25 protein-coding genes are annotated in these 24,346 nt (G+C 72.3%); 11 read left to right on the top strand and 14 right to left on the bottom strand.

Annotated features, from left to right (window positions below):
• Nucleotides 1-2 precede the first annotated feature (2 nt).
• From IE258_RS01940 to IE258_RS01975, 8 genes are all read right to left on the bottom strand, one after another.
• The gene (locus IE258_RS01940) at nucleotides 3-491 is read right to left on the bottom strand and encodes a thiol-disulfide oxidoreductase DCC family protein (protein ID WP_189738055.1); all 489 of its coding nucleotides are present in this window, start codon (nucleotides 489-491) and stop codon (nucleotides 3-5) included.
• Between the two features lie 4 nt (nucleotides 492-495).
• Nucleotides 496-903, bottom strand: a complete 408-nt coding sequence (locus IE258_RS01945; RefSeq protein ID WP_189738058.1) for a hypothetical protein — start codon at nucleotides 901-903, stop codon at nucleotides 496-498.
• Nucleotides 904-988: 85 nt separating this feature from the next.
• The gene (locus IE258_RS01950) at nucleotides 989-1,399 is read right to left on the bottom strand and encodes a VOC family protein (protein WP_159323981.1); all 411 of its coding nucleotides are present in this window, start codon (nucleotides 1,397-1,399) and stop codon (nucleotides 989-991) included.
• 153 nt (nucleotides 1,400-1,552) lie between these two features.
• The gene (locus tag IE258_RS01955; protein ID WP_109034407.1) at nucleotides 1,553-2,326 is read right to left on the bottom strand and encodes a succinate dehydrogenase iron-sulfur subunit; all 774 of its coding nucleotides are present in this window, start codon (nucleotides 2,324-2,326) and stop codon (nucleotides 1,553-1,555) included.
• Nucleotides 2,326-4,080 carry a succinate dehydrogenase flavoprotein subunit gene (gene sdhA / locus IE258_RS01960; protein ID WP_189738061.1) on the bottom strand — a complete coding sequence of 585 codons (1,755 nt, stop codon included), beginning with the start codon at nucleotides 4,078-4,080 and terminating at the stop codon, nucleotides 2,326-2,328. Before sdhA ends, IE258_RS01955 begins: the two co-directional genes overlap by 1 nt.
• Nucleotides 4,081-4,099: 19 nt before the next feature.
• The gene (locus IE258_RS01965; protein ID WP_159323982.1) at nucleotides 4,100-4,582 is read right to left on the bottom strand and encodes a succinate dehydrogenase hydrophobic membrane anchor subunit; all 483 of its coding nucleotides are present in this window, start codon (nucleotides 4,580-4,582) and stop codon (nucleotides 4,100-4,102) included.
• A 5-nt stretch (nucleotides 4,583-4,587) separates the two neighbouring features.
• Nucleotides 4,588-4,968 carry a succinate dehydrogenase, cytochrome b556 subunit gene (gene sdhC, locus IE258_RS01970; protein ID WP_003974113.1) on the bottom strand — a complete coding sequence of 127 codons (381 nt, stop codon included), beginning with the start codon at nucleotides 4,966-4,968 and terminating at the stop codon, nucleotides 4,588-4,590.
• Between the two features lie 222 nt (nucleotides 4,969-5,190).
• A complete protein-coding gene (locus IE258_RS01975; RefSeq protein WP_308434116.1) occupies nucleotides 5,191-5,700 on the bottom strand; it encodes a 2-oxo-4-hydroxy-4-carboxy-5-ureidoimidazoline decarboxylase in 510 nt (169 codons plus the stop codon).
• A gap of 281 nt (nucleotides 5,701-5,981) precedes the next feature.
• On the opposite strand from IE258_RS01975, the gene IE258_RS01980 reads away from it, so the two are divergent.
• The 8 genes from IE258_RS01980 to IE258_RS02015 all read left to right on the top strand — a co-directional run bounded on the left by IE258_RS01980 (nucleotide 5,982) and on the right by IE258_RS02015 (nucleotide 13,323).
• Nucleotides 5,982-7,547: a beta-N-acetylhexosaminidase gene (locus IE258_RS01980; protein WP_189739243.1), complete on the top strand. Its 1,566-nt coding sequence runs from the start codon at nucleotides 5,982-5,984 to the stop codon at nucleotides 7,545-7,547.
• 132 nt (nucleotides 7,548-7,679) lie between these two features.
• Nucleotides 7,680-8,228 (top strand): hypothetical protein, encoded by a 549-nt coding sequence (locus IE258_RS01985; protein ID WP_189738068.1) that lies wholly within the window; start codon nucleotides 7,680-7,682, stop codon nucleotides 8,226-8,228.
• Between the two features lie 87 nt (nucleotides 8,229-8,315).
• Nucleotides 8,316-8,885, top strand: coding sequence for a hypothetical protein (locus IE258_RS01990; RefSeq protein WP_189738071.1), 570 nt, complete (start codon nucleotides 8,316-8,318; stop codon nucleotides 8,883-8,885).
• Between the two features lie 167 nt (nucleotides 8,886-9,052).
• Entirely contained in the window at nucleotides 9,053-9,478 is a 426-nt protein-coding gene (locus IE258_RS01995; protein WP_159323986.1) for a hypothetical protein, read from the top strand.
• An 85-nt stretch (nucleotides 9,479-9,563) separates the two neighbouring features.
• Complete coding sequence (locus tag IE258_RS02000; protein ID WP_189738074.1) at nucleotides 9,564-10,181, top strand: RNA polymerase sigma factor; 618 nt, start codon at nucleotides 9,564-9,566, stop codon at nucleotides 10,179-10,181.
• A complete protein-coding gene (locus tag IE258_RS02005) occupies nucleotides 10,178-11,089 on the top strand; it encodes a hypothetical protein (RefSeq protein WP_189738078.1) in 912 nt (303 codons plus the stop codon). The genes IE258_RS02000 and IE258_RS02005 overlap by 4 nt, the downstream gene beginning before the upstream one ends.
• 363 nt (nucleotides 11,090-11,452) lie before the next feature.
• Complete coding sequence (locus tag IE258_RS02010; protein WP_159323989.1) at nucleotides 11,453-12,115, top strand: RNA polymerase sigma factor; 663 nt, start codon at nucleotides 11,453-11,455, stop codon at nucleotides 12,113-12,115.
• On the top strand, nucleotides 12,115-13,323 hold the full coding sequence (locus IE258_RS02015) for a hypothetical protein (RefSeq protein WP_189738081.1): 1,209 nt from the start codon (nucleotides 12,115-12,117) through the stop codon (nucleotides 13,321-13,323). Before IE258_RS02010 ends, IE258_RS02015 begins: the two co-directional genes overlap by 1 nt.
• Before the next feature lie 219 nt (nucleotides 13,324-13,542).
• Here IE258_RS02015 and IE258_RS02020 read toward each other — a convergent pair whose 3' ends face one another.
• Nucleotides 13,543-14,385: a L,D-transpeptidase family protein gene (locus IE258_RS02020; protein WP_189738085.1), complete on the bottom strand. Its 843-nt coding sequence runs from the start codon at nucleotides 14,383-14,385 to the stop codon at nucleotides 13,543-13,545.
• 250 nt (nucleotides 14,386-14,635) lie between these two features.
• Between IE258_RS02020 and IE258_RS02025 the strand changes: the two genes are divergently transcribed.
• Nucleotides 14,636-16,216, top strand: a complete 1,581-nt coding sequence (locus IE258_RS02025) for an acyl-CoA mutase large subunit family protein (protein WP_189738088.1) — start codon at nucleotides 14,636-14,638, stop codon at nucleotides 16,214-16,216.
• A 25-nt stretch (nucleotides 16,217-16,241) separates the two neighbouring features.
• Here IE258_RS02025 and IE258_RS02030 read toward each other — a convergent pair whose 3' ends face one another.
• Nucleotides 16,242-17,681 carry an FAD-dependent oxidoreductase gene (locus IE258_RS02030; RefSeq protein ID WP_189738091.1) on the bottom strand — a complete coding sequence of 480 codons (1,440 nt, stop codon included), beginning with the start codon at nucleotides 17,679-17,681 and terminating at the stop codon, nucleotides 16,242-16,244.
• Nucleotides 17,682-17,753: 72 nt separating this feature from the next.
• Between IE258_RS02030 and IE258_RS02035 the strand changes: the two genes are divergently transcribed.
• The gene (locus IE258_RS02035) at nucleotides 17,754-18,404 is read left to right on the top strand and encodes a TetR/AcrR family transcriptional regulator (protein ID WP_189738094.1); all 651 of its coding nucleotides are present in this window, start codon (nucleotides 17,754-17,756) and stop codon (nucleotides 18,402-18,404) included.
• Here IE258_RS02035 and IE258_RS02040 read toward each other — a convergent pair.
• On the bottom strand, nucleotides 18,389-19,387 hold the full coding sequence (locus IE258_RS02040; protein WP_189738097.1) for a class I SAM-dependent methyltransferase: 999 nt from the start codon (nucleotides 19,385-19,387) through the stop codon (nucleotides 18,389-18,391). The genes IE258_RS02035 and IE258_RS02040 overlap by 16 nt on opposite strands.
• Before the next feature lie 146 nt (nucleotides 19,388-19,533).
• A complete protein-coding gene (locus tag IE258_RS02045) occupies nucleotides 19,534-20,445 on the bottom strand; it encodes a class I SAM-dependent methyltransferase (protein WP_189738100.1) in 912 nt (303 codons plus the stop codon).
• 372 nt (nucleotides 20,446-20,817) lie between these two features.
• Between IE258_RS02045 and IE258_RS02050 the strand changes: the two genes are divergently transcribed.
• Complete coding sequence (locus IE258_RS02050) at nucleotides 20,818-21,909, top strand: acyltransferase (protein ID WP_189739245.1); 1,092 nt, start codon at nucleotides 20,818-20,820, stop codon at nucleotides 21,907-21,909.
• 69 nt (nucleotides 21,910-21,978) lie between these two features.
• Here IE258_RS02050 and IE258_RS02055 read toward each other — a convergent pair whose 3' ends face one another.
• Both IE258_RS02055 and IE258_RS02060 read right to left on the bottom strand, forming a co-directional pair.
• Complete coding sequence (locus IE258_RS02055; RefSeq protein WP_189738103.1) at nucleotides 21,979-23,334, bottom strand: polysialyltransferase family glycosyltransferase; 1,356 nt, start codon at nucleotides 23,332-23,334, stop codon at nucleotides 21,979-21,981.
• A 3-nt stretch (nucleotides 23,335-23,337) separates the two neighbouring features.
• Nucleotides 23,338-24,303, bottom strand: a complete 966-nt coding sequence (locus tag IE258_RS02060) for a glycosyltransferase family 2 protein (RefSeq protein WP_189738106.1) — start codon at nucleotides 24,301-24,303, stop codon at nucleotides 23,338-23,340.
• Between the last annotated feature and the right edge of the window lie 43 nt (nucleotides 24,304-24,346).

The raw sequence follows: 24,346 nt of genomic DNA on the forward strand, positions 1-24,346 counted from the left end.
GCCTATCCAGTGGCGCAGGCGCCGTCGTCACAGCCCGGCCCCGTGTAGATCCACCCGAGACCCGGCTCGTAGACCCAGCCGTCGGCGCGGCGGTACCCGTTGCCGCCCCACTGTCGCTGCCCGCCCCGCCACTTGGCGGCGGCCAGGACGGCCCCCCGGGCCAGCCAGGCGCCCTTGGGCGTGCTGAGCCGGTGGGCGAGCCCGCGGTACCTGCGCAGCGCCCACAGGACGACCACCCAGGCGGCGGCGCCGCGGAAGACCTGACCGGCGTCGCCCACGGCGGTGACCTCGTCCAGGGTGGCCTCGTGGTCGAGCCCGGGGAAGCGCCTGCGCGCCTCCTGGGACGCGGCCGGGACCAGGTCCAGCGGCACCAGCCGGGGCTGGCGCAGCAGCCAGTCCCGTACATGTGTGCACAGGGCGCATTCGGCGTCGTAGAGGACGGTGAGCCGGCGCACGGGGGCGCCGGCCGTCGTCCCGGGAGCGGGAGCCATCGGCTCAGGCCCCGGCCGTCGGGGCCGCCCAGCCCTGCGGCGGGACCGGCGGTACCTGCTCCTGCTCCATCAGGCCGCGCCGCCGGATCTTGTTGAGCACGTACACGTTGCCCAGGTGCATCACGCCGAGCACCAGCAGCACCACACCGAGCTTGGTCGACAGCGCCTCGAAGATGCCCCGGGTGTCGGTGATGGTCTCGTCGTCGCTCAGGTAGAGGGCGACGAAGCCGAGGTTGACGAGGTAGAAGCCGACCACCAGGAGGTGGTTGACGGCGTCCGCGAGCTTCTCGTTGCCGTGCAGGACGTCGGCGAGGAAGACCCGTCCGTTGCGGCTGAGCGTGCGGGCCACCCAGACGGTCAGACCGATGCTGACGGCCAGGTAGATGACGTAGGCGATGACGGTGCGGTCCATGCCCCACCCCTTCTTGAACGCGTTCAAAACGCTGACAGGACTGACTGTAGACCTGTTTTTGAACACGTTCAAGCGGGAGTTCCTCTCAGGGGCGGCGGCCCAGCTCCGGGCGCTTGGAGTAGTCCGTGAGGCCGATGACGTTGCCCCACGGGTCGGCGAACTCGACGGTCCAGCCGGTGGCTACGGGGAACGGCTCGTCGAGCGGCGGCACCCCGGCGTCCCGCAGCGCGCGGGCGGCGACCCGGGCGTCGGTCACCTCCAGCCACACCCGCGCGGAGGGCCACATCGGCGGCTGCCGCCCGAACTCCTCCTCCGCCCGCAGCAGCAGCCCCGGCGTCTCGACGCCCACCTTCAGCAGTGCGATCCCGGCCTCGTCGAGCCGGTAGGCGACCGGGAAGCCTGCCCGCTCGTAGAACCCGACGGCCTCACCGAGGTCCCCGACGGGCAGCAGTACGTTGTCGAACCCGAGCAGTTCGTACGACTCGTCATCTGACATGGCGTCAGGCTAGGACGATCGTCGCCCGGAACGGCTGATTGCCGGTCCGACCCCGCGGCCGGCTTACGCCGTACGGCCGCAGGAACGCGGCAGGGCCCCGTCTCCACAGGAAACGGGGCCCTCACAGCCGTCAACCGGCGTACACCGACGGAGTCAGAAGCGGCGCGTGATCAGCGCTCGCTTCACCTCCGCGATGGCCTTGGTGACCTCGATGCCGCGCGGGCAGGCGTCCGTGCAGTTGAAGGTCGTACGGCAGCGCCACACGCCGTCGCGGTCGTTCAGGATCTCCAGCCGCTGCTCGCCGGCCTCGTCGCGCGAGTCGAAGATGAAGCGGTGGGCGTTGACGATCGCGGCCGGGCCGAAGTACTGGCCGTCGTTCCAGAACACCGGGCACGAGGACGTGCACGCGGCGCACAGGATGCACTTGGTCGTGTCGTCGAAGCGCTCGCGGTCCTCGGCGGTCTGCAGGCGCTCACGCGTCGGCTCGTTGGTGTCCTTCGTGATCAGGAAGGGCATCACGTCCCGGTACGCCTGGAAGAACGGCTCCATGTCGACGACCAGGTCCTTGAGGACCGTCAGGCCCTTGATGGGCTCGACCGTGATCGGCTTCTCGGGGCTGAGGTCCTTGATCAGCGTCTTGCAGGCAAGGCGGTTCTTGCCGTTGATCCGCATGGCGTCCGAGCCGCAGATGCCGTGCGCGCAGGAGCGGCGGAAGGTCAGGCTTCCGTCCAGGTCCCACTTGATCTTGTGCAGCGCGTCGAGGACGCGCTCCTTCGGGTCGATCTCCAGCTGGAAGTCTTCCCAGGTCGCCTCGGCCGCGACCTCCGGGTTGAACCGCCGGACGCGGAAGGTGACCGTGATGTAGGGGGAGTCGGCGAAGCCCGGCTCGGGGGCCTGGTCGCTCTTCTCCATGACAGGGGTAGCCATCAGTACTTACGCTCCATCGGCTGGTAGCGGGTCTGGACGACCGGCTTGTAGTCGAGCCGGATGGACTCGGCGCCGTCGTCGCCCACCTCGCGGTACGCCATGGTGTGGCGCATGAAGTTGACGTCGTCGCGGTTGGGGAAGTCCTCGCGGTAGTGACCGCCGCGCGACTCCTTGCGGGCGAGGGCGGAGACCGCCATCACCTCGGCCAGGTCGAGCAGGTTGCCCAGCTCGACGGCCTCCAGGAGGTCGGTGTTGAAGCGCCGGCCCTTGTCCTGGATCGCCACGTTCTTGTAGCGGGCGCGCAGTTCGGCGATCTTCTCGACGGCCGTCTTGATCGTCTGCTCGGTGCGGAACACCATGACGTTGGCGTCCATGCACTCCTGCAGCTCGCGGCGGATCGTCGCCACCCGCTCGGTGCCGGTGGACGAACGCAGCCGCTCGATCTGCTCGACGACCTGGGACTCCGGGTCCTCGGGCAGCTCGACGAAGTCCGCCTTCTGCGCGTACTCCGCGGCGGCGATGCCCGCGCGGCGGCCGAAGACGTTGATGTCGAGCAGCGAGTTGGTGCCCAGGCGGTTGGCGCCGTGCACCGACACGCAGGCCACCTCGCCGGCCGCGTACAGGCCCGGCACGACGGTGGTGTTGTCCGCCAGGACCTCACCCTCGACGTTGGTCGGGATGCCGCCCATGGCGTAGTGCGCGGTCGGCTGGATCGGGATCGGGTCCGTGTAGGGCTCGATGCCGAGGTAGGTCCGCGCGAACTCCGTGATGTCGGGCAGCTTGGCGTCCAGCTGCTCCGGCGGGAGGTGGGTCAGGTCCAGGTAGACGTGGTCGCCCTCGGGACCGCAGCCGCGGCCCTCGCGGATCTCCGTGTAGATGGAGCGGGAGACGACGTCACGCGAGGCGAGGTCCTTCATGACCGGCGCGTACTTCTCCATGAAGCGCTCGCCGTCCTTGTTGCGCAGGATGCCGCCCTCACCGCGGGCGCCCTCCGTCAGCAGGATGCCCATGCGCCAGATGCCGGTCGGGTGGAACTGGAAGAACTCCATGTCCTCCAGCGGCAGTCCGCGCCGGTACACGGCCGCCTGGCCGTCGCCGGTGAGCGTGTGCGCGTTGGAGGTCACCTTGAAGAACTTGCCGGTGCCGCCGGAGGCGTAGATCACGGACTTCGCCTGGAAGACGTGGATCTCGCCGGTCGCCAGCTCGTAGGCCACCACGCCGGCCGACTTCTTGACGCCGTCGACCTCGGTGATCAGCTGGTCCAGGACGTAGAACTCGTTGAAGAACTCCACGCCCTCCTTGACACAGTTCTGATAGAGCGTCTGGAGGATCATGTGACCGGTGCGGTCGGCCGCGTAGCAGGACCGGCGGACCGGCGCCTCGCCGTGGTTGCGGCTGTGACCGCCGAAACGGCGCTGATCGATGGTCCCGTTGGGCGTCCGGTTGAACGGCAGGCCCATCTTCTCCAGGTCGAGGACCGAGTCGATGGCCTCCTTCGCCAGGATCTCGGCGGCGTCCTGGTCGACCAGGTAGTCACCGCCCTTGACCGTGTCGAAGGTGTGCCACTCCCAGTTGTCCTCCTCCACGTTGGCCAGCGCGGCGGCCATGCCGCCCTGCGCGGCGCCCGTGTGGGAGCGGGTGGGGTAGAGCTTCGTCAGCACGGCGGTGCGGCTGCGCTTGGTCGACTCGATGGCCGCGCGCATGCCGGCGCCACCGGCGCCGACGATGACGGTGTCGTACTTGTGTACCTTCATGATTTTCGCAGCCCCGTGCCTAGCGGATGTTCGGGTCGAAGGTGAAGATCACCAGCGTGCCCAGCAGGATGGTGAACACCGTGGCGGTGTAGAGCAGGCCCTTGAGCCACAGACGCGTGTTGGGGCGCTCTGCGTAGTCGTTGATGACCGTGCGCAGGCCGTTCGCGCCGTGCAGCATCGCGAGCCAGAGCATCAGGAGGTCCCAGACCTGCCAGAACGGCGAGGCCCAGCGGCCCGCCACGAAGGCGAAGCCGATCTTGGAGACGCCGCCGTCGAGCACCAGCTGGATCAGCAGGTGGCCGAGGACCAGGACGACCAGCACGACGCCGGACAGGCGCATGAACAGCCAGGCGACCATCTCGAAGTTGCCCCGGGTGGACTTCGGGGTCTTCTTCGTGCGGGCGCGGGGCGCCTCGATGAGCGGCGCCGGGTTGTCGGCCGTGTAGAGGGAGGCGCCCTCGACGGGGCCGATCCCGGAAGCGGGGGATTCAGTCGTGGACATTGGCGTCAGCTCCCGAACAGTTCACGAGCGGCGTGGCCGAGGACGGGGTAGATCGCCCCGAGCATCAGCACGACCCACAGGGCGACGACGGTCCAGAGCATCTGCTTCTGGTAGCGGGCGCCCTTGACCCAGAAGTCGACGGCGATGACACGCAGGCCGTTGAGCGCGTGGAAGAGGATGGCGGCGACGAGGCCGTACTCCAGCAGCGCGACGATCGGCGTCTTGTACGTGGCCACGACGGTGTCGTAGGCCTCGGGGGACACCCGCACGAGAGCGGTGTCCAGCACGTGAACGAACAGGAAGAAGAAGATGAGGACGCCGGTGACTCGGTGAGCCACCCAGGACCACATTCCTTCCCGGCCGCGGTACAGCGTTCCAGCCGGCACGGAAATTTCCTCCGGGAGCGGGGATTGGGGCCGCGCCGGCTTTCCTTGTCGGTCGGGCCCGGCCGGGTACGGTCCACCGGCCCCCAGCATGGTAGCGACGTGTACCTGCGGTGCTTACAGGGGGCCTGCCGGTGTGATCAAAGTTGCACTCAAAGGAGCAGTGGGGTTGCCGCGGGGCGGCTACTGGGGTGGGGGTTTGGGTGGTTTGCCGGGTGCGGGTGGTCAGTGGCTGGTCGCGCAGTTCCCCGCGCCCCTGAGCGTGCTGATCAATCTGCCTCTTGCCAGGTGCCGGAGTTCTTCAGCCGCTACCAGGCGTTCTTCGTCCAGGTCGTTGTTCAAACGTGACCGGATGGCTGCGAGGACGTGGTTCAGGGCCTCGTTGGTGCTCAAGTCGTCCAAGGAGATGACGAACACGTGTCCGAAGCGGGACTCGTAGGCCGCGTGGGCCGCGTTCAGGGCCGTGTGGGCCGCCGCGTAGGTGTCCTCCGGCAGGGCGGGCCGGGGCTCCGCGGCCAGGGCCTCGGTCAGGTCGTCCGGGGAGAGGTCGTAGGCCGCCTCGTCCGCTGCCGCCAGGAGGGCGGGGAGGTCCGGGTAGGGGCGGTGGGCGACGAGGCGGTGGGTCCAGGCGCGGCTGTGCAGGCAGGCGAGGAGGGTCTGGGCGGCCTCGGCGGCGGGGGCCGTGTTGAAGCGCTCCAGCGGGGCGGCCGTTGCCGGTGTGGCGCGTGTTTGCACCGGTACCGGTATGGCCACTCGGCGGGGGAGGTCTGGGAGACGGTGCGCAGGCAGCGTGGGTCCTCGTGGGCTTCACGTGTGTGTCGGCAGGGGATTGTGCGAAAGATGTGGCGTCACGTTATCGAGTGACGGCAACGCGTGTCCGTCCGATGCCCGAATTTCACCCGAACGGGAGAGTTTCAGAACATGTGGTGGACGCATGACGGCAACGGCGGCCTTAGGTTGGCGCTGTGAGCCAGCACGGAGGCCGGATACCGGCGCACAAGGTGAGGCAGCGGGCCGTGATCGCCGGCGCGGTGGTCGCCGCGCTCGGCGTGGGAGTCGGCCTCTGGGCCACCGACGGCGACGGCGACGGCCCACAGGGTTCGGCGACCCGGTCGTCCACCGGTGAGGCGGCCGCCCCCAGTCCCAGCAGGTCCTACCCGCTGTCCAAGGCGCCGCGCACCATACCCGCCGTGCGCGAGCACACCGCGGCCCGCGGCCCCGGCTGGCAGCCCGAGAAGGGGAACCGGGTCGTCGTCGCCGACTCCGGACTCGCCGACGAGGGCAAGCAGATCGCCGGCGACCTGGGCATGACGTACGCCGGGGAGAAGGACGACGAGCGCGCCGGGGACCTGCTGCTCGACGTCAAGGCCGACAAGGGCGCGAACCCGGAGTCGTACACCATGACCGTGCGCGACGGCCGGGTCACCGTCACCGGGCCCGCCGAGGCCGGCGTCTACTACGGCACCCGCACCCTGAAGCAGGCGGTGGACGGCGGCGGCACCGCGCCGGAGGGCGTGGTGAAGGACGAGCCGGCCAAACCGAAGCGCGGCTTCTCGCTCGACATCGCCCGCAAGCACTACAGCGCCGACTGGATCAAGGACCGGATACGCGAGCTGGGCGACCTGAAGTTCAACGAGCTGGGCCTGCACTTCTCCGACGACCAGGCCTTCCGCATCGAGTCCGACTCGCACCCCGAGATCGTCTCGGACGACCACCTGACCAAGGCCGAGATGAAGGAGATCATCGATCTCGCCTCCTCGCGCCACATCACCGTCGTCCCCGAGATCGACTCGCCGGGGCACCTCGGCGCCGTGATCGCCGCGCACCCCGACCTCCAGCTGCGCAACGCGCAGGGCACGGCCACCCGCGGCGCCATCGACATCTCCAAGCCGGAGGCCGCGAAGATCGTCGACGACCTGCTGAACGAGTACGCCGACCTCTTCCCCGGCTCCCAGTTCCACCTGGGCGCCGACGAGTACCAGGCGCTCGTGGTGCCGAACCCGGAGGCGTCCTACCCGACGCTGGCCGCCGCGGCCCGCAAGGCGTACGGCTCCGACGGCACCGTCGCCGACCTCACCACCGGCTGGCTCAACGGCCGCGCCAAGACGGTCATGGCCCACGACCGCACCCCGCGCGCCTGGAACGACGGCTTCTTCAAGGACACGTCCGTCGAGCCGCTCAAGGACATCAAGGTCGCCTACTGGACCGGCAAGGAGATCGGCGCCCGCCCGCCGACCGAGTACCTGAGCGAGGGCCGCCAGGTCCTCAACTACAACGACGAGTTCCTCTACTACGTGCTCGGGCAGCCCCAGACCTTCGTCTACCCGACGGGGCAGCGCATCTACGAGCAGTGGACCCCGCGCGTCCTGCGCGGCACCACCGCCGTCGACGCCAAGTACGACGACCAGATACTCGGCGGCAGCTTCGCCGTCTGGGGCGACTTCCCGAACGCCCAGACCCAGGCCCAGGTCGCCGAGGGCATCCGGCTGCCGCTGGCCGCGACGGTCCAGAAGCTGTGGGACCCCGGCAAGCCCGAGCTGTCCTGGGCCGACTTCGAGTCGCTGGCGAACCGGCTCGACTGAATCCGGACCTCCCGGACACACCCGGCACGTCACCGTCGCGGCGCGCCGATTGACCGATCCTGCTGCGAACTCCCGTACGGCTGTGGTGGTCTTTTGACCGAGCCGAACCGACACGCCGGGGGGAACCGGGACATGGGCTACTGGGGGTATTTCGTCGTCGGCCGCGCCGAGCGGCCGCTCGCGGAACTGGAGGCGCTGTCCGGCGCCGCGGACATGACCCTGCGCCAGTCCGCTCCGGACGGCTGGCAGGTGTGGGAGTTCGCGGGCGGCGACGGAGACGTCGGCAACATGAACGACCTGGCCGGGCAGACCGGCGCGCCCGCGCTGTTCGGATACGTGATGGACAGCGACTGCGTGGTCGTGGAGGCGGCGGCGCCGGAGAGCGGGGCGTGGACGACCTGCCTGGCGCGCACCGCGATGGCCGGCTACCTGGGCGCCGAGCGGGACGGGCTCACCCTGGAGGACTACTTCCTGGAGCCCCGGGACGCCGCCGAGCGCGCCGTCGCCTGGGCTGCCGAGGCGCAACGGGTCGCGCACGCGGGTGAACTGACCGAGGTGCTGTCGGACGACCCGGCTGCGGAGCCCGACGCGGGTGGCGACGACGGGGTCCTCGCCTCCGGTCCCGTGGCCGAAACCCTCTTCTTCCGGTTCCTCGACCGGCTGGGCGTCGTGCCGCTGTGACACTCCCGGGCCGTCGCACGCAGTAAGGGTCAGTGCGGGCTCCGTGGTGGTGAGCGGGGCGAAGCGGCGGGAACAGGGAGGCGCCCGATGAGCCTGGTGGAACTGATCGCGCGGGCCGACACACGCGGACTCGCCGCGAGCGGACTGGCTTGTTTGGATCGCTGCGTCCCGCTGCTGGACGGCGACGACGAGGCCCTCAGACCCCTGTGGGCGACCCTCGCCGACGGTACCGGCGACGCGGCCGGACGCGACTGGGCGCAGGGGCTGACGCAGGTGCGGGACAAGCTCGCCGGCCCCGACGCCACCGGCGAGGACGAGGCCGTGGTCCTGGCCCGCCGGATGCTCGTGGCCGCGCCCGCCGAGTGCTCCGGACCGGAGCTGCGGACCTGGGCCGACGGCTGTTCCGTCGCCTCGCTCCGCATCCACCGGCTGCTCGACCCGGCGGCGGACCCGGCCCCGGAGGGCGACGTCCCGCGCGACGGCGGCGCGCAGGCGCTGCCCCCGCTCGTCGCCGCCGAACTGCGCCGCCAGGTCGGCGTCCTGGAACTGCTCGCCGGTCACGGCGCGGCCGGGCTGCGTCCCGCACTGGAGGTCTCCACGGAGGGGCGCCGCGTGCTGCGCGCGGTGGTCTCCCGCCGGGCGCGGGGGCGGGGCTGAACGCCGGGGCCGCCCTCGGACCCTGCCTGTGACCGTCGTGCGGGGAACACGCAGTGGCGGTGCGGCGGACGTGGGGAAGGTGGGGCGGTCCTGCGCCGGTTGCGGAACGACCGCCTCCCACGTGTGACGCGAGCCCGCCGTACGGCGCTATAGCCCATGTGACGACTGTGACCAGCGGATTGACGAGCGGATGGACGAGCGGGACGACGAGCCCGCAGCAGACCCGGCCGTCGGCCGCCGCCAAGCCGGTGCGGTGGGCGGCGGACGCGGTGGCCACGATGCGCGAGGGTGCGCGGCTGCGCCTGGACTACTCGGCGCAGAGTCTGTGGCGCGTGGACCGGGTGATCGACGCGATCCGGCGCGAGCGGGCGCCGTACGCCGCCGTGGAGACGGCGCTGCGCGGACTCGGCGCGTACGCCGGGGAGGTGATCGTGCGGCAGACGGGCGGCGAGTGGTGGACGACCGGCGGCGACCACTGGGTTCGCACCCCGGACGGCCGCCTGTGGGACCCGATCGACGAGGCCCGCCGCTGCTTCGCCGGGGACGGGTCGCTGCGCCTGCTGTGCCGGGACGCGACGGCCGCCTCCCTGTGACACTTCTGTGCGCCGCAACGCTGATGACCGTGGGGGGCGGGCTCACCGGAGCGCGCACAGGACTCGGTACGGACGAGGACGGTTCTTGGGCCAGCGAGGGGAACCCCGCCGCGTGCAGGCGTACGACGGGGAACTGGGCGCGGCCGTCGCGCGGGCCCAGCGAGGTGACGAGGCCGCCTTCGCGGTCGCCTACCGGCTCGTGCAGCCCGGACTGCTGGGCTACGTGCGCGGGCTGGTCGGCGACGACGCCGAGGACGTCGCGGCGGACGCCTGGCTGGAGATAGCCCGCGACCTGCGACGCTTCAAGGGCGACGGGGCCGGCTTCCGGGGCTGGACGGCGACGATCGCCCGGCACCGGGCCCTGGACCACCTGCGCCGCCAGAAGGTACGGCCCCGGCCCACGGCGCTGGAGCAGGACGTCCTGGACCTGCCCGGCCCGCACAGCACGCACGACCAGGTACTGGAGACGCTGTCCACCCGGGCCGCGCTCACCCTGGTCGCGGGGTTGCCGCGCGACCAGGCCGAGGCCGTCCTGCTGCGGGTCGTCGTCGGGCTCGACGGGCCCTCCGCCGCGCGCGTGCTGGGCAAGCGGCCTGGCGCGGTGCGTACGGCGACGTACCGGGGGCTGAAGCGGCTGGCACGGCAGCTGGGGGCCGACGGTGTGACGGATGACGGTCCCAGGACGCTGGGGGAGTCGACATGAGGGGCGCCGAGGGCGGCGGCCCCGCGGACCGAGCGGGAGCGGAGGCGGGCATGGGCGCACGGCACGAGGCGGGTGACGGCCGCGACACCGGTCCCCGGCCCGCCCCCGGCGGCGTGCCCGGCACGGAGGCGCTGCTCGCCTCGGCACTGCGGGCGCAGGAGGCCGACACCGAGGGCGAGCGTCGCGCCCTGGCCGCCTTCCGGGCCGCCCGGGACGCGGAACCGGCCCGCGCCGCGCGCACCCGGCGGCGGGACGACTGGCGGCCGCGCGACGGGCGGCACCCGGGGCGCACGCTGAAGACGGCCCTCTCCGTGCTGCTGGCGAGCCTCACCCTGGGCGGGGTCGCCTACGCGGCCATGGGCGGGGGCGGCTCCGCCGCGGACGACGGCGGCCCGGACCGCACCCGCCCGCCCGCCTCCGAGGACGCCCCGGCCCGGCCGGTCGCCACCCCACCGGGCACCACGCCGGGCCCCGGCACCCCGCCGGTCCCCGCGACCACGCCCCCGGGAGCCTCCGCGTCCCCGGAGGCATCCGCGCCTTCCCGCGGCTCCACGCCCTCGGACCCCTCGGGCGTCGACCGGGACACCGAGGCACAGTGCCGCGTGTACGAGCGGCTGGCGGGCAAGGGCAAGGCGCTGGACGCCGCGGCCTGGCAGCGGCTGGTCGCTGCGGCGGGCGGTGCGGAGCGCGTCGGGACCTACTGCACCGAGCAGCTCGGCCTGCCGACCGGGCCGGGACCGTCGACCGGCGCCGGGAACGGCTCCGGCGGGAACGACGCGGGCAACGGCGGTACGGGAGACACCGGCGCGGAAACGGGCGCCGACGGGATCGTCGGCGAAGGAGGCGTCGGCCTGGAGGCCGGCGACGGCGGCGCCGCGGCACAGCTGCCGGACCTGGCCCGCCCATAGGCCCCTGCCAGGGACGACGGCGGCGGCCAAGGCAACGGCCGGGGCCGCCACCCCCCACAGGAGAGGCCCCGGCCGTCGCGCGGCACGGGCCGCGCGGCGGCCCGTACTCCCTTCAGCGCCGGGACTGCGTTTTCTGTCACACCTCACCGCGTCACGGGTTAGTTGCATCTTGTACGGCAATGCGAGGGGGACATGGACGAGTGGCGGTTTCAAGACGTAACGTGCCATTCGCGCCGATGCAGCGCGGGGGCTCGCTCCCGCCACGGGCTTGCGGGAGACCACCGCAACCATCGATGAGAGACCACGACGGCGAGGACCACGTCCGCGAGAGCGGCGCCGGCTCAGGCGCAGAAAGGCTTCTCGGTGCTGGGGGACGACGCGGAGCTGACCGCCGCGGTGCGTGCGGCACAGGGCGGGGACGAGACCGCGTTCCGGACCGTGTACCGCGCCGTGCAGCCGCGGCTGCTGGGATACGTGCGCACGCTCGTCGGCGATCACGACGCGGAGGACGTGGCCTCCGAGGCATGGCTCCAGATAGCCCGCGACCTGGAACGGTTCGACGGCGACGCCGACCGTTTCCGCGGCTGGGCCGCCCGCATCGCCCGCAACCGCGCGCTGGACCACATCCGCATGCGCGGCCGCCGGCCGGTGATCGGCGGCGACGAGACGGAGCTGACGGGCAGGCCCGCGGAGTCCGACACCGCGGGTGAGGCCATGGAGGCACTGGCCACCGGCAGCACCCTCTCCCTCATCGCCCGGCTGCCCCAGGACCAGGCCGAGGCGGTCGTCCTGCGCGTGGTGATGGGCCTCGACGCCAAGAGTGCCGCCGAGACCCTGGGCAAACGGCCGGGCGCCGTCCGCACGGCGGCGCACCGCGGCCTGAAGCGACTGGCCGAACTGCTCGGCGGCGATCCGGAATCCGGCGGCGGGCTCGACGCCCTGCCGCCGCAGCGAGAACCGCACGGCCGTGCGGTGACGTCCGCGAGTGTGACGCATACGCGTACGCGGACGCAGAAGGACATGTGATGGCCGACGAGCAGGACAAGTGGCTGGACCGCGAAACGGCGGAGCTCCTGCTGCGCGGAGAGCCACTGGAGGGTGTCGACCCCGCCACCCGCGACCGGGCCGGGCGACTCGTCGTGGCCCTGGGCGCGCTCTCCGCCCCACCGGTGCCGGCCGGCGAGGAACTCCCGGGCGAGGCCGCCGCGTTGGCCGCCTTCCGCAAGGTGCGCGCCGAGCGGGCCGACGGGTCGGCCCAGGCCGCGGGCGCCCTCGGTCACGGGGACGCTCACCGGCCCCCCGAGGCCGGTCTGGTCCGCATCGGCACGCGCGGTGAGAGCGCCCGGCGTCCGCGCCGGAGCCGCCCCCTGCGCCTCGGGCTGGCCGCCGCGCTGACCGTCGGCGTGATCGGCGGCGTGGCGGCCGCGGCCGGAACCGGAGTGCTGCCGACGCCGTTCGACCGCGGCGAACCGGAACCCGCCGCCACCGTCTCGGCCGCGGCCTCCCCCGGGCGTCCCTCCACCCCGCCCTCGCCGCTCGAAGGCGTGCAGGGCGGGGCGGCACCCGGCAGCACCCCGGGAGCCCCCGACGGCGGCACCGCGCGGGACGACGGCGAGGCCGGGAGCGACGCCGGCGACCGGGACGCGGGCGGCTCCGACGGACGGCGGTCGAGCCTCGCCGCGTCCTGCCGCAAGGTGCGCGCCGGCAAGGAACTCGACACCGCCCACCGGCGTGCCCTGAAGGAGGCGGCCGGGGGAGCGGCACGGGTCGTGAAGTACTGCGGCAGCCTCCTCGCCGGAACCGACGGCGGCGGCCGGGACGGCGGCGACCGGGGCGACGCGGCGGAGACGACCCGCGAGGGCGAGCTGCGCAGGGCCACCGGCGACGGCGAAGGCCGGGACGACAAGGACGGCAGGGACGGCAAGGGCAAGGACGGCAAGGGCGACAAGAACGGCAAAGACGGCAAGGGTGACAAGGGCAAGGGCGGCAAGGGCGACGGCGGGAAGAAGAACGACCACGGAGGCCACGGAGACCAGGGCGACGACGGCGAGGACGGCGGCAACGGCGATGACGACGCCGACGCCGATTCCGACATAGCCCCGCCCGCCCGCGATCCCCACCACCCCGACCGCCCGCACCGCCCCGGCCCGCACGCCCCCTCGGCCGACGAGCCCCGCCGGCCACAGCAGCCCACCTACACACCCCACGCATCGCCCTCCGCAAGTACCCCCTGACCTGCGCTTTCGTGGACGGCGAGGCTTTTCTCGCCGGGGGGTGTGACACTTTCGGCCGCCGTGGCGCAGTAATGAGTGAGCCGACTGGTCATCGGCTTTCGCACCGAGCCGGGGTTCCCCCCGTACCTGCGGCTCGTGCACCTCGGCGCGGGCGGGACACGTTCCCCCGGTCCCGCCCGCGCCCCCTTCGCCGTACGGCGGTGTCGCCGCCTCGCCCCGTCACCAGTACACGACGACCTTGTCGCCGTTCCTCACCTGTGCGTACAGGTCCGCGATCGCCGCCTCGTCCCGCACGTTGACACAGCCGTGCGAGGCGCCCGCGTAACCCTGGGCGGCGAAGTCGTAGGAGTAGTGCACGGCCTGGCCGCCGCTGAAGAACATGGCGTACGGCATGGCCGAGTCGTAGAGCGTCGAGACGTGGTGGCGGGACTTCCAGTAGACCTGGAAGACGCCCTCCCGGGTCGGTGTGTACTGCGAGCCGAAGCGCACGGACATCGTGGACACCGTCCGCCCGTCGATCATCCAGCGCAGCGTCCGGCTCGACTTGCTGACGCACAGCACCCGGCCCCTCGTGCAGCGCGGGTCGGGCGCGGCGGCGGGCTGGCCGCCCATCAGGTACAGCTCCCACTTGCCCGGCTCGTGCGACATCCCGAGCAGCCGCTGCCAGGTGACGGTGTCCGTCCGGCCGGTCCGCGGCAGCCCGCGCTTGCCCTGGAAGCCGCTGACGGCGCGCTCGGTCAGGTCGTCGTACGTCCCCGTCGGCCCGTCCACGAGCCACTCGACCTGGCGCAGCCTGGCCTGCAGTTCACGGACGTCCCGGCCGGTGTCCCCCCGTTCCCACAGCACCCTGGCGGCCCTGGTCCCGGTCGACGGTGTCTTCGGCGGCCGCTCGCTGCGGGAGGGCGTGCTCTTCGGTGGGTGGCCGGTGACCTCTATGCGCACCGGCGCGTGCCCCTTGCCGTCCGGCCCCGTGCCCTGCACGGTGCAGCCGCCCGCCACCAGCACGACCCCCAGCGCGACGGCACCCGCCCGTCCCGCGCTCCGCACGCCCGCCCCACGCATCACGGCCCCCCCGTCGTCCCACGGTCCCGCACCGACGTCCTCTGATTGTTCCCCCGGATGACGCGCCGCGAACGGCACGGCATCGTTGTGACCGGGACCGCATTGAGGCTGTGAGGAAGGTCCCAGCGTGGGCCCCTCCACCGGGTGCACGCACGCGGATACAGTCCGTCGAAGTGCCGGACTGTACCGGCGGGTAAAACACGGGTAGTCCGAGCGGTACGCACATGTGCTCAGCGGGAGGCATCACACCATGACGCGCGAGTCCGAGTCCGGGCTGCCCATCGAACCGGTCTACGGGCCCGACGCCCTGACGGACTGGGACGCGGCCGACAAGCTGGGCGAGCCCGGGAAGTACCCCTTCACCCGGGGCGTCTACCCGTCGATGTACACCGGCCGGCCGTGGACGATGCGCCAGTACGCCGGTTTCGGCACGGCGACCGAGTCCAACGCCCGCTACAAGCAGCTCATCGCCAACGGCACCATGGGCCTGTCGGTCGCCTTCGACCTGCCCACCCAGATGGGCCACGACTCCGACGCGCCGATCGCCAGCGGCGAGGTCGGCAAGGTCGGCGTCGCCATCGACTCCATCGACGACATGCGGGTGCTGTTCGGCGGCATCCCGCTGGACAAGGTCTCCACGTCGATGACGATCAACGCCCCGGCCGCCCTGCTGCTCCTGCTCTACCAACTCGTCGCCGAGGAACAGGGCGTGAGCGCGGACAAGCTCACCGGCACGATCCAGAACGACGTGCTGAAGGAGTACATCGCGCGCGGGACGTACATCTTCCCGCCGAAGCCCTCGCTGCGGCTGATCGCCGACATCTTCAAGTACTGCAGGGCCGAGATCCCGAAGTGGAACACCATCTCGATCTCCGGCTACCACATGGCCGAAGCGGGCGCCTCTCCCGCGCAGGAGATCGCGTTCACCCTCGCGGACGGCATCGAGTACGTGCGCACCGCGGTCGCGGCCGGCATGGACGTGGACGACTTCGCGCCCCGCCTGTCCTTCTTCTTCGTGGCCCGCACGACGATCCTGGAGGAGGTCGCCAAGTTCCGCGCGGCCCGCCGGATCTGGGCGCGGGTGATGAAGGAGGAGTTCGGCGCGAAGAACCCCAAGTCGCTGATGCTGCGCTTCCACACCCAGACCGCGGGCGTGCAGCTGACCGCACAGCAGCCCGAGGTGAACCTGGTCCGGGTCGCGGTGCAGGGCTTGGGCGCGGTCCTCGGCGGCACGCAGTCGCTGCACACCAACTCCTTCGACGAGGCCATCGCGCTGCCCACCGACAAGTCCGCGCGCCTGGCCCTGCGCACCCAGCAGGTCCTCGCCTACGAGACGGACGTGACGGCGACCGTCGACCCCTTCGCCGGTTCCTACGTCGTCGAGCGGATGACCGACGACGTCGAGGCGGCGACCCTCGAGCTGATGGGCAAGGTCGAGGACCTCGGCGGCGCGGTCAACGCCATCGAGCACGGCTTCCAGAAGAGCGAGATCGAGCGCTCCGCCTACCGCATCGCCCAGGAGACCGACTCCGGCGAGCGGGTCGTGGTCGGCGTCAACCGCTTCCAGCTCGCCGAGGAGGAGCCCTACGAGCCGCTCCGCGTCGACCCGGCCATCGAGGCCCAGCAGGCCGAACGCCTGGCCAGGCTCCGTGCGGAGCGCGACCGGGCGTCGGTGGACTCGGCCCTGGCCGCCCTGAAGAAGGCCGCCGAGGGCGAGGACAACGTCCTGTACCCGATGAAGGACGCGCTGCGGGCACGCGCGACGGTCGGCGAGGTGTGCAACGCGCTGCGGGAGGTCTGGGGGACGTACGTGCCCTCGGACGCCTTCTGAGAGCCCGAAGGAACCGGTTCGGGCCTCAGGCGCCCAGCCCGAACCGGCCCAGGTAGGCGTCGAGTCCCTCCGGCGTGTCGCCGGCCCACCCGACGTACCCGTCCGGCCGTACGAGGAACAGCCCCGTCCCGTACGCCCCGTGCGCGCCCCCGCGCACCACCGGTACCGCCGCCCCCACGGCACTGCCGGGCGCGTCGACGCCCAGCGCCAGCAGCGTCCAGTGCGGTCCCCGGAAGGCGTCGAAGAGCCGTACGCCGTCCACGTTCCCGTCGGGCGCGCGGTCCCCGGCCCGTACCGTGCCCTCGCCCACGGTGCCGCGCGACTCCACCGTCAGCGACGAGTCCCGGTATCCGATCCCCAGCTGCCGGGTCGCCCTGCCGCGTTGCACCTCGCCGCGGTGGACGGCGGTCGACAGGTTGAGCATGTCCGCGGCGATCGGGCGCCGTTCCTCCTCGTAGCTGTCCAGGAGCGCGGCCTGCGCCCCTGCCTTCAGTACGGCGTCCAGCTTCCAGCCCAGGTTGTAGGCGTCCTGGATGCTGGTGTTCAGCCCCTGGCCGCCCGCGGGGGAGTGCACGTGCGCGGCGTCGCCGGCGATGAACACCCGGCCCGCGCGGAAACGGTCGGCCAGCGCCGCCCGCGGCCGGAAGTCGGAGGCCCAGCGGACCTCGGTGACGTCCTCGGCGGCGATGTGCGAGCGCTCCGCGAGGACCTTGCGGATGCCGTCGGGGGAGGTGTCGACCTCCGTGCCCGCCGGGAACCGCGCCATCACCTGGAAGTCCTCGGTGCCGGCCAGGGGGCAGACGGCAAGGAGGTCGTCGCCCTCGCGCGGTGGGAAGACGTGCCAGTTGTCGCGGTCCAGGCCGCTGATCCGCACGTCCGCCACCAGCGTCGGGTTCGGGTCGACGTCCTCGCCGGTCATGCCGATGCCCAGCGCGCGGCGCACCGCCGACCGGCCGCCGTCCGCCCCGACCAGGTAGCGGGCGCGCAGCGTACGGCCCGAGGACAGGTGCGCGGTCACGCCCGCCGCGTCCTGCGCGACACCGACGACCTCGTGCTGGAAGGCGACCCTGCCGCCCAGCTCCGCGAGGCGCTGCGCCAGGACTTCCTGGGTGCGCCACTGCGGCACCATCCAAGACCTGTTGTACGGCGAGTCCTCGCTCGGCTCGGCCGGCTCGAACATGTGGTGCTCGCCGACCCGCTCGCCGTCCTTCCAGATCATGCCGATCGGATAGGTGCCGCCCACCGCGTGGATCGCGTCGACGACGCCGAGGTCGTCGAAGACCTCCATCGTGCGGGGCTGGAAGCCCTTGCCCCGCGAGCCCGGGAACAGCTCGCCCGCGCCCTCCAGCACCAGCGCGTCCACTCCGCGCCGGGCCAGGTCGATCCCGAGGGCGAGGCCGGTGGGGCCCGCGCCGACGATCAGAACCTCGGGTTCCGCCGCATCCACGACATGCGAGACATTCATGACAACTCTCCTTAACCTTGTTAAGTGCCGTCCGGGTTCGAGAATGGCCTTAACGCCGTTAAGCTGTCAAGTGTGAGTACGGAACGACGCGCCCCCCTCGACCGCCGACGGGTCGCGGACACGGCGCTGAAGCTGCTGAACGAGGTCGGTCTGGACGGCCTGACCCTGCGCACCATCGCCAGGGAGCTGGACGTCAAGGCGCCGGCCCTCTACTGGCACTTCAAGGACAAGCAGGCCCTGCTCGACGAGATGGCCACCGAGATGTACCGGCGGATGGTCGCCGCGACCCCCCTCGACCCGGCCGACACCTGGCGGGAGCGGCTGCTCAGGGCCAACCGCGGGCTGCGCGCGTCCCTGCTCGCCTACCGGGACGGCGCCAAGGTGTTCAGCGGTTCACGCTTCACCGGCGCGGTGCACGCCGAGCAGATGGAGGAGACCCTGCGGCTGTTCACCGCCGCCGGACTCACCCTCGCGCAGGCGGTGCGGGCGACCAACACGACGTATCTGTTCACGCTCGGTTTCGTCACCGAGGAACAGGGCGTCGAGCCCCTGCCCGGGGAGCGCCGGGAGGGCTTCGACGTGGACGAACGCGCCCGCCTGCTGGCCGACTACCCCCTGACGGCCGCGGCGGGCGCGGAGATCTTCACGGACTACGACCGGCACTTCGAGGAGTCGCTGGCCCTGGTGATCGCGGGTGTCGCGGCGTCCTACGGCCTCGACTGAGCCGTCCCCGGCGTCCTGCCCGCCTTCGCCCGCCGCTCCGCCCGGTACCGGCGCACCGCCCGCGTGACGACCGGCGGCAGCAGGTCCAGGGCGAGCCGCCGGGTGCGGTCCCGCGGGGTCGACGGCCGGGCCGTCCGCGCCGCCGGCCGGGCCTGCGGGGTCCGGTCGGGCACCGGCGCGGCCTGTGTCCCGCCCGCCTCGGGGGCGGGGACGGGCGCCGGGTGCCGCGAGGAGGGCAGCGAGGGCGGCCGCAGCCGCTTGCCCTTGGCGCGGGTCCGCACCAGCCGGTGCCCGGCGGCCCGCTCCACGGTCACCGCGATGTCGTCGCGGCCGCGCAGCGCGGCGATCAGCTCCTCCCGCACCGGCTCCGGGTCGCCCCAGGTGCCGTACAGCTTCTGGCTGCTCAGGCAGACCGGGCGCAGCCCGCGGTTGAGCACCGCCTCCCAGGCCGCGACGGCGACGCCCGGGGTGTGCTCGCTGCGGAAGTCGTCCAGGACCACGATGCCGTCGGGCACCAGCAGCTCCTTGGCCGCGCCGATGTCGCCCTCGACGTGCTCGTACAGGTGCGAGGCGTCGATGTGGACGAAGCGGCAGGTGCCCGGCACGACCTCGTCGACGACCGCGGAACTGGGCGCCTGGACGATCTTCGGCAGGGTGTGGTGGAAGGCGAGGTAGTTCCGTTCGAAGGCCTGGCGGGTGAGTGAGGAGTACGACTTCGCCGCCTCCGCCCGGTTGGCCGCGTCCGGGGGCTCGGCCCCGAACAGGTCGCAGACGGTGAGCGTCTCGCCGTCCCGCAGCCGGTGCCCGAGCAGGATCGCGCTCTTGCCCAGGTAGGCGCCCAGTTCCAGCAGGTCGCCGCGGGTGTCCAGCCTCTCCTGCCGCTCCAGGAACCAGGAGAACAGCACCTGGTCGAGCGGCCAGAACCAGCCGGGGACGTCGTTCAGCTCACCGGGGTACTCGTGCGTCTCTTGCGCAGTGGCCATGAGGCGAGGATGCATCCTCGGTGGCCGAAATGGAGTCGGCACGCGCGATCCGACGGTCAGAAAATCGCACGTATCGCTCAATGTGTCCGGGGTGCCACCGTGCGCAGCCCGCCCGGGAAACCCGCGCGAAGCCCTCGGCGGGCCCCTCAGGAAGCCCGCAGGAAGGCGGAGTGGGCCGCCTTGCCGAGGTAGGTGAACCGGGTGTCGTCCTTCAGGTGCTCGTCGAGCGCCTCCTTGATGCCCGGCCAGCTCGGGTCCCCGAAGTCGTCCAGCACGACGATCGCGCCGGGCGCGGCGATCTCCTCGGCCCACTGGAGATCCTGGCGCACCCCCTTCGCCGAGTGGTCGCCGTCGACGACGATCACGCCGTAGGAGCGGTCGGAGACGGCCGCCCGGGTGTCGAGGTCCTCGGAGAACCCCTGCTGGATGCGGGCCGCCGCGCCGGCCGGACCGGCCAGGGCGAGATTGGTGCGCACGGCGTGCTCGTCCACCGGCGTGCCCGTCGGGTCTGGGCGCACGGTGGTGCCGGGCTGGAGCTGCACACCGGCGAATGGGTCCACGATGGTCAGCGCCGGGCTGCGCCCGTCGCGCTCCAGCATCCGCAGCAGACCGGTGGAGAACATGCCGTACAGCGTGCCTATCTCCAGGACCTCGTCGTTCGGCGGGCCGAGCAGCGGGATCGAGGCGAGCTTGCCGCAGATGTTCATGGTGCCGCCCGCGACCCGGCCCACCCCCAGCGACTCCAGGGCCATCAGGAGACGGTAGGCCGTGGCCACGTTGCGCTCGGCCGCGACCCGGTCCCCGGCCAGCGCCGCGACCTCGCGGTGCAGCCGTTCCAGGGACCCCTTGGCCACCATCCGGGAGAGGCCGCGCCCGGACGGTCCGACCAGCAGCTCGAAGGTGAGCTGCTGCTTCTCGGTCACCTCGGCGTCGGACACCGGTGGTCGGCGGGACTCCGCGGCGCGGATCCGCCGCTCGATGCGCTGATCGATGAGATCGGCGACGGGACGCAGCAGACGCCGGCCGGCGGAGCTGCGGATCAGGGTACGGCTGTTCATGGGTCAACGACCTCTATCCGTCACGGAAGTGAACGTGGGTGCGTGCAACGCCAGTGGGGTGGGTGAGGCCAGACTAGGGAGATACCGCGCCCGAGACGCAGCCTCCGGGCGGACCAAGGGGCGAACTTCTGCGGAACGACGGATGGCCGGACGATGGCGGCTCCCGGTGTTCACCGGGGAGTCACGCACATGTCGCCGATGTTCATCCGGCGGCGCTTCCCGGCGCTCACGGGCCTCTCATAGCCTGCACCGACGCGCCGCGCGGCGCCGAGTGCGAGCGCGCGCGACGCGGCATGCCGATCCCCCGGCCCGGCCCACGGCGCCGGGCCCGTGCGTCCAACCCGGGAGTGACCACCCATCGCCGCCGAGCCCCTGACCGCAACCGAGCCGGTCCGCCCCGCCGCCCCCGTCGCCGCCCAGGAGCGGGCGGCGCGCCCCCGCGGGGAACACCGGTACGACGTCGACCTCGTGCGGGTGCTGGCCTCGGTCGGGGTCATCGTCTGCCACGCCGCCGGCGAACTGATGAAGGCCGTCGACCGCGACCCCGCGCAGGGCGGCCCCGTCTACTGGACGGGGATCACCGGGGACGCGCTGAGCCGCTGCGCCGTGCCGCTGTTCTTCGCGATCGCCGGCTGGGTCGTCCTCAGCGGGGCCCCGCCCCGCGACGGCCGGCAGGTCCGCAAGCGGCTCACCCGCATCCTCGTGCCGCTCGCCGTGTGGACCGCCCTCTACCTGCTGTGGGACCGGGCCCGGGACACCAACACCGAACCCACCGCCCAGCTCGCCAGGGACGCGGTGTTCGCCTCCGTGCAGCCCGCCTTCCACCTCTGGTACCTGTACGCCTACGTCCCGGTGATCCTGCTGCTGTCGGTGGCCGTCCTGGTCAGGAACGGCAAGCGGCCCTGGGGCGCGGGCGCCGCCCTGCTCGGCCTGGCGCTCGCGCCGACCCTTCTGGGCGACCTCGGGCGCCTCCTCGACGTACGCGTGCCCCCGTTCGCCTGGCAGTTCGGCGTCTACCAGATCGCGTACGCCGTCGCCGGGGCCGTCCTGCTGTCGCTGCCGGGTTCCGCGGTCGCGGGCCGGCGCCGACGCCTGCTGTGGCTGGCGGGCGGGCTCCTGGCGTGGGCCGCGGTCGCCGTCTACGAGCACCGGGTGCACTTCCCGAGCCCCTACGCCTCCGTGGTGGTGGCGCTGCTGGCCGGCACCCTGCTCATGGCGCTCGACCGGATCAGGGTGCCCGAGCGGTTCCGGCCGCTCCTCGGCAGGCTTGCCGGGGCCTCCTTCGGCGCCTACCTGGTCCACCTGGTCTTCCTGGAGGCGCTCGCCCCGCGGCTGGTGTCGGCGGACGCGGGCTGGGCGGGCGCCGCGGGCGCTCTCGCCGGTCTGACGGCCGTCACGGTCGTACTGTCGTTCGCCGCCGCCCTGGTGTGGACGCGGCTGCGGCTGGACCGCTGGCTGGGCTGAGCCGGGGCAGCGGAGACGCCGGAGCCCCCGCCGTCCGGGCGGGGGCTCCGGCCCACCTGCTACTTCCTCCTACTTCTTTCCGGCACCGCGCCGCACGGCCCGGCGCACCACGCGCCTGGCCCGCCGCACCTGGAGCTTCGCGCGCAGTTGCGGGCGGCTGCCGGGCAGGCCCAGCTCGGTCAGCCGCAGCTCGGGGAAGTAGTACCCGGGGGTGGCGGAGAGATGGTCGCGCAGCCAGTCCTCCGTCGGCCTGCGCAACTCCGCGTACGTCTTGGGCTGCATGCAGAAGCCGATGGCCCGCACCAGCGGCGACAGGGACTCGGGCGCCGCTCCGACGAGCGCCGGCTCCCGGCCGCCCTCCAGGTCGGGCACCAGGTGGTCGACGACGGCCAGGGGCACCCGGTTGCTGTTCGGGTACGGCTTGAGCCGCTCCATCACCAGCGCCGTCCCGACCCGGGCGACGGGCACCCGGTAGTAGGCGGAGGCGGTCACCATCGCCGTCGAGAAGCAGCCGACGACGAGTTCCGGGGCGCAGTGGTCGTACAGGGTCTCGGCCAACAGGGGCGCGTCCAGCACAGTGAGCCGCACGCCGGCGTCCGCGGCCGCCTTGCTGAGGGCCGCCGTGTAGCCGGCGGGCGCCGTCGGGTGGGGCTTGAAGACGACGGAGCGGTGCCCGGCCCGCGCGGCCCCGGTCAGCATCCGGACGTGGAGGTCCTCCTCCTCCTGCGCCGTGAGGATGTTGATCGCCGCCAGGTACTGGCCGAGCAGCACGGCCGTCGGCTTCTCCCGTACCACGGGCGCCAGTTCGGGGCCGTCGGCCGCTTCCCGGGAGATCTCGTCGAGCACCGCGCGGAACGCCGCGTCGGGGACGACCTCGGGCTCGACGCCGAACTCCGAGAGCAGCATCGGCCTCAGACCCGGGATCAGGTCGAGGTGGAGCAGGCGGCGGATGCGGCGCGCGAGGGTCAGCGGCAGCTTCTCGCGGGTCGGGCCGTAGCTCATCAGGCCGTCGGCGTACACGTGGAGGGCGGCCTCGGAGAAGATCGCCGCCAGCGCGCGGGCCGGGTTGACCTGGATCGACTCGACGGCCAGCTCGATCAGGTCCCGCTCGTCGATGCCCCAGGCGAGCCGGAATGCCTTCTGCCACAGCGACACGTCGTTGCCCCGGGGGCCCCAGGCGCTGGGGTGGTGCGGGCGGATCGCCTCGTTCCACGACACCACGTCGTCGAACCGGCCGGATATTCGCCCGTACCCGTGCATCTCGTCCAGGCGCAGCGCGGTCTCGGGTATCGCCGCGTTGTTGGACACCAGCAGGACGCGCCGGGCCTGATCGCGCGGCCCGAACAGGCCGGCGTCCAGCGCCGCGGCGAGGGTGGCCGCGCCGTAGAGCGTGGAGACCTGGAAGATCTGGGTCTTGTGGGGCATGGATCAGGCAGCCTTCCGCCCGTCACGCAGGCGGCCGAGCAGCCTGCTGCGAGTCCTGTCGATGGTCCGGAGGGTCTCCTCCAGCACGTGCTGGGGCATGCGGTGCAGCGCGTCCCGCGCCTCCCGGCGAAGCCGCTGGGCCGCCGAGGACTCGTACTCGTCCACCTTGCCGAGGTGGAAGGCGATCATGGCGCAGTAGGTCCGTACCGCCTTGGGCAGGAAGCGCTCGGCCTCCCGGTCCTCCGCCAACTCCTTCAGGAGCATGTCGTAGGCCGGGATGAAGTCCAGCTGCCGGGAGTCCTTGATCTGGGTGAGCGAGGTGGCGACGCCCCGACGGTAGAACACCCCGTGCAGTCCCACCGACGCGTACGTGGCGGCCTTCAGGTGCAGGCGCCAGATCCACAGCCGGTCCTCGGCGGTGCGCAGTTCGGTGGCGAAGCGCATGCCGCCGTCGTCGAAGAGGTGCCGCCGGTAGATCCCCGCCCAGACGAAGGGGTAGTCGACCATCGTCTCCATGTGCGGCGGCGCGATGCCGTCGCGCGGGTCCATCACGAGGTCGCGCGCGGGGGCCGGGGGCCGCCGGATCACCCGCTCGGTGCCGGTGGCCTGCACATGGTCGGTGCGGGCGAAGTCGCACCCCAACTCCTCGACCCGGCCCACCAGCTCCCGGAGATAGCCGGGCCCGTACCAGTCGTCGCCGTCGAGGAAGGTGACGAAGTCGCCCCGGGTAGCGTCGATGCCGCTGTTGCGGGCCTGCGCTATGCCCCGGTTGGTCTCGTGCCGGATCACCCGGGTGTCGGTGCGCCCGTCCGTCCAGCGGTCGATCCACCACGGCGTGGAATCCGTGGAGCAGTCGTCGACGAGCAGGAATTCGAAGTCCGGGTCCGCGTTGTTGGCGAGACTTCTCAGAGTGCTCTCGGCGAAGGATTCCACATTGTGCATGGGAACGACGACGGACAGTTTCGGCACGCGGGCCTCTCACGTTCGAGGAGTGGGAGAGATGAGGGGAGAT

Source organism: Streptomyces tendae (assembly GCF_014650435.1).
GTDB classification, from domain to species: Bacteria; Actinomycetota; Actinomycetes; order Streptomycetales; family Streptomycetaceae; genus Streptomyces; species Streptomyces tendae.

What these genes read in the sequence shown, in the direction of transcription:
- IE258_RS01940 (WP_189738055.1), bottom strand. Translation starts at nt 491, where the DNA reads ATGGCTCCCGCTCCCGGGACGACGGCCGGCGCCCCCGTGCGCCGGCTC.
- IE258_RS01945 (WP_189738058.1), bottom strand. Translation starts at nt 903, where the DNA reads ATGGACCGCACCGTCATCGCCTACGTCATCTACCTGGCCGTCAGCATC.
- IE258_RS01950 (WP_159323981.1), bottom strand. Translation starts at nt 1,399, where the DNA reads ATGTCAGATGACGAGTCGTACGAACTGCTCGGGTTCGACAACGTACTG.
- IE258_RS01955 (WP_109034407.1), bottom strand. Translation starts at nt 2,326, where the DNA reads ATGGCTACCCCTGTCATGGAGAAGAGCGACCAGGCCCCCGAGCCGGGC.
- sdhA (WP_189738061.1), bottom strand. Translation starts at nt 4,080, where the DNA reads ATGAAGGTACACAAGTACGACACCGTCATCGTCGGCGCCGGTGGCGCC.
- IE258_RS01965 (WP_159323982.1), bottom strand. Translation starts at nt 4,582, where the DNA reads ATGTCCACGACTGAATCCCCCGCTTCCGGGATCGGCCCCGTCGAGGGC.
- IE258_RS01985 (WP_189738068.1), top strand. Translation starts at nt 7,680, where the DNA reads ATGGGCTACTGGGGGTATTTCGTCGTCGGCCGCGCCGAGCGGCCGCTC.
- IE258_RS01990 (WP_189738071.1), top strand. Translation starts at nt 8,316, where the DNA reads ATGAGCCTGGTGGAACTGATCGCGCGGGCCGACACACGCGGACTCGCC.
- IE258_RS02005 (WP_189738078.1), top strand. Translation starts at nt 10,178, where the DNA reads ATGAGGGGCGCCGAGGGCGGCGGCCCCGCGGACCGAGCGGGAGCGGAG.
- IE258_RS02015 (WP_189738081.1), top strand. Translation starts at nt 12,115, where the DNA reads ATGGCCGACGAGCAGGACAAGTGGCTGGACCGCGAAACGGCGGAGCTC.
- IE258_RS02020 (WP_189738085.1), bottom strand. Translation starts at nt 14,385, where the DNA reads ATGCGTGGGGCGGGCGTGCGGAGCGCGGGACGGGCGGGTGCCGTCGCG.
- IE258_RS02025 (WP_189738088.1), top strand. Translation starts at nt 14,636, where the DNA reads ATGACGCGCGAGTCCGAGTCCGGGCTGCCCATCGAACCGGTCTACGGG.
- IE258_RS02030 (WP_189738091.1), bottom strand. Translation starts at nt 17,681, where the DNA reads ATGAATGTCTCGCATGTCGTGGATGCGGCGGAACCCGAGGTTCTGATC.
- IE258_RS02040 (WP_189738097.1), bottom strand. Translation starts at nt 19,387, where the DNA reads ATGGCCACTGCGCAAGAGACGCACGAGTACCCCGGTGAGCTGAACGAC.
- IE258_RS02045 (WP_189738100.1), bottom strand. Translation starts at nt 20,445, where the DNA reads ATGAACAGCCGTACCCTGATCCGCAGCTCCGCCGGCCGGCGTCTGCTG.
- IE258_RS02055 (WP_189738103.1), bottom strand. Translation starts at nt 23,334, where the DNA reads ATGCCCCACAAGACCCAGATCTTCCAGGTCTCCACGCTCTACGGCGCG.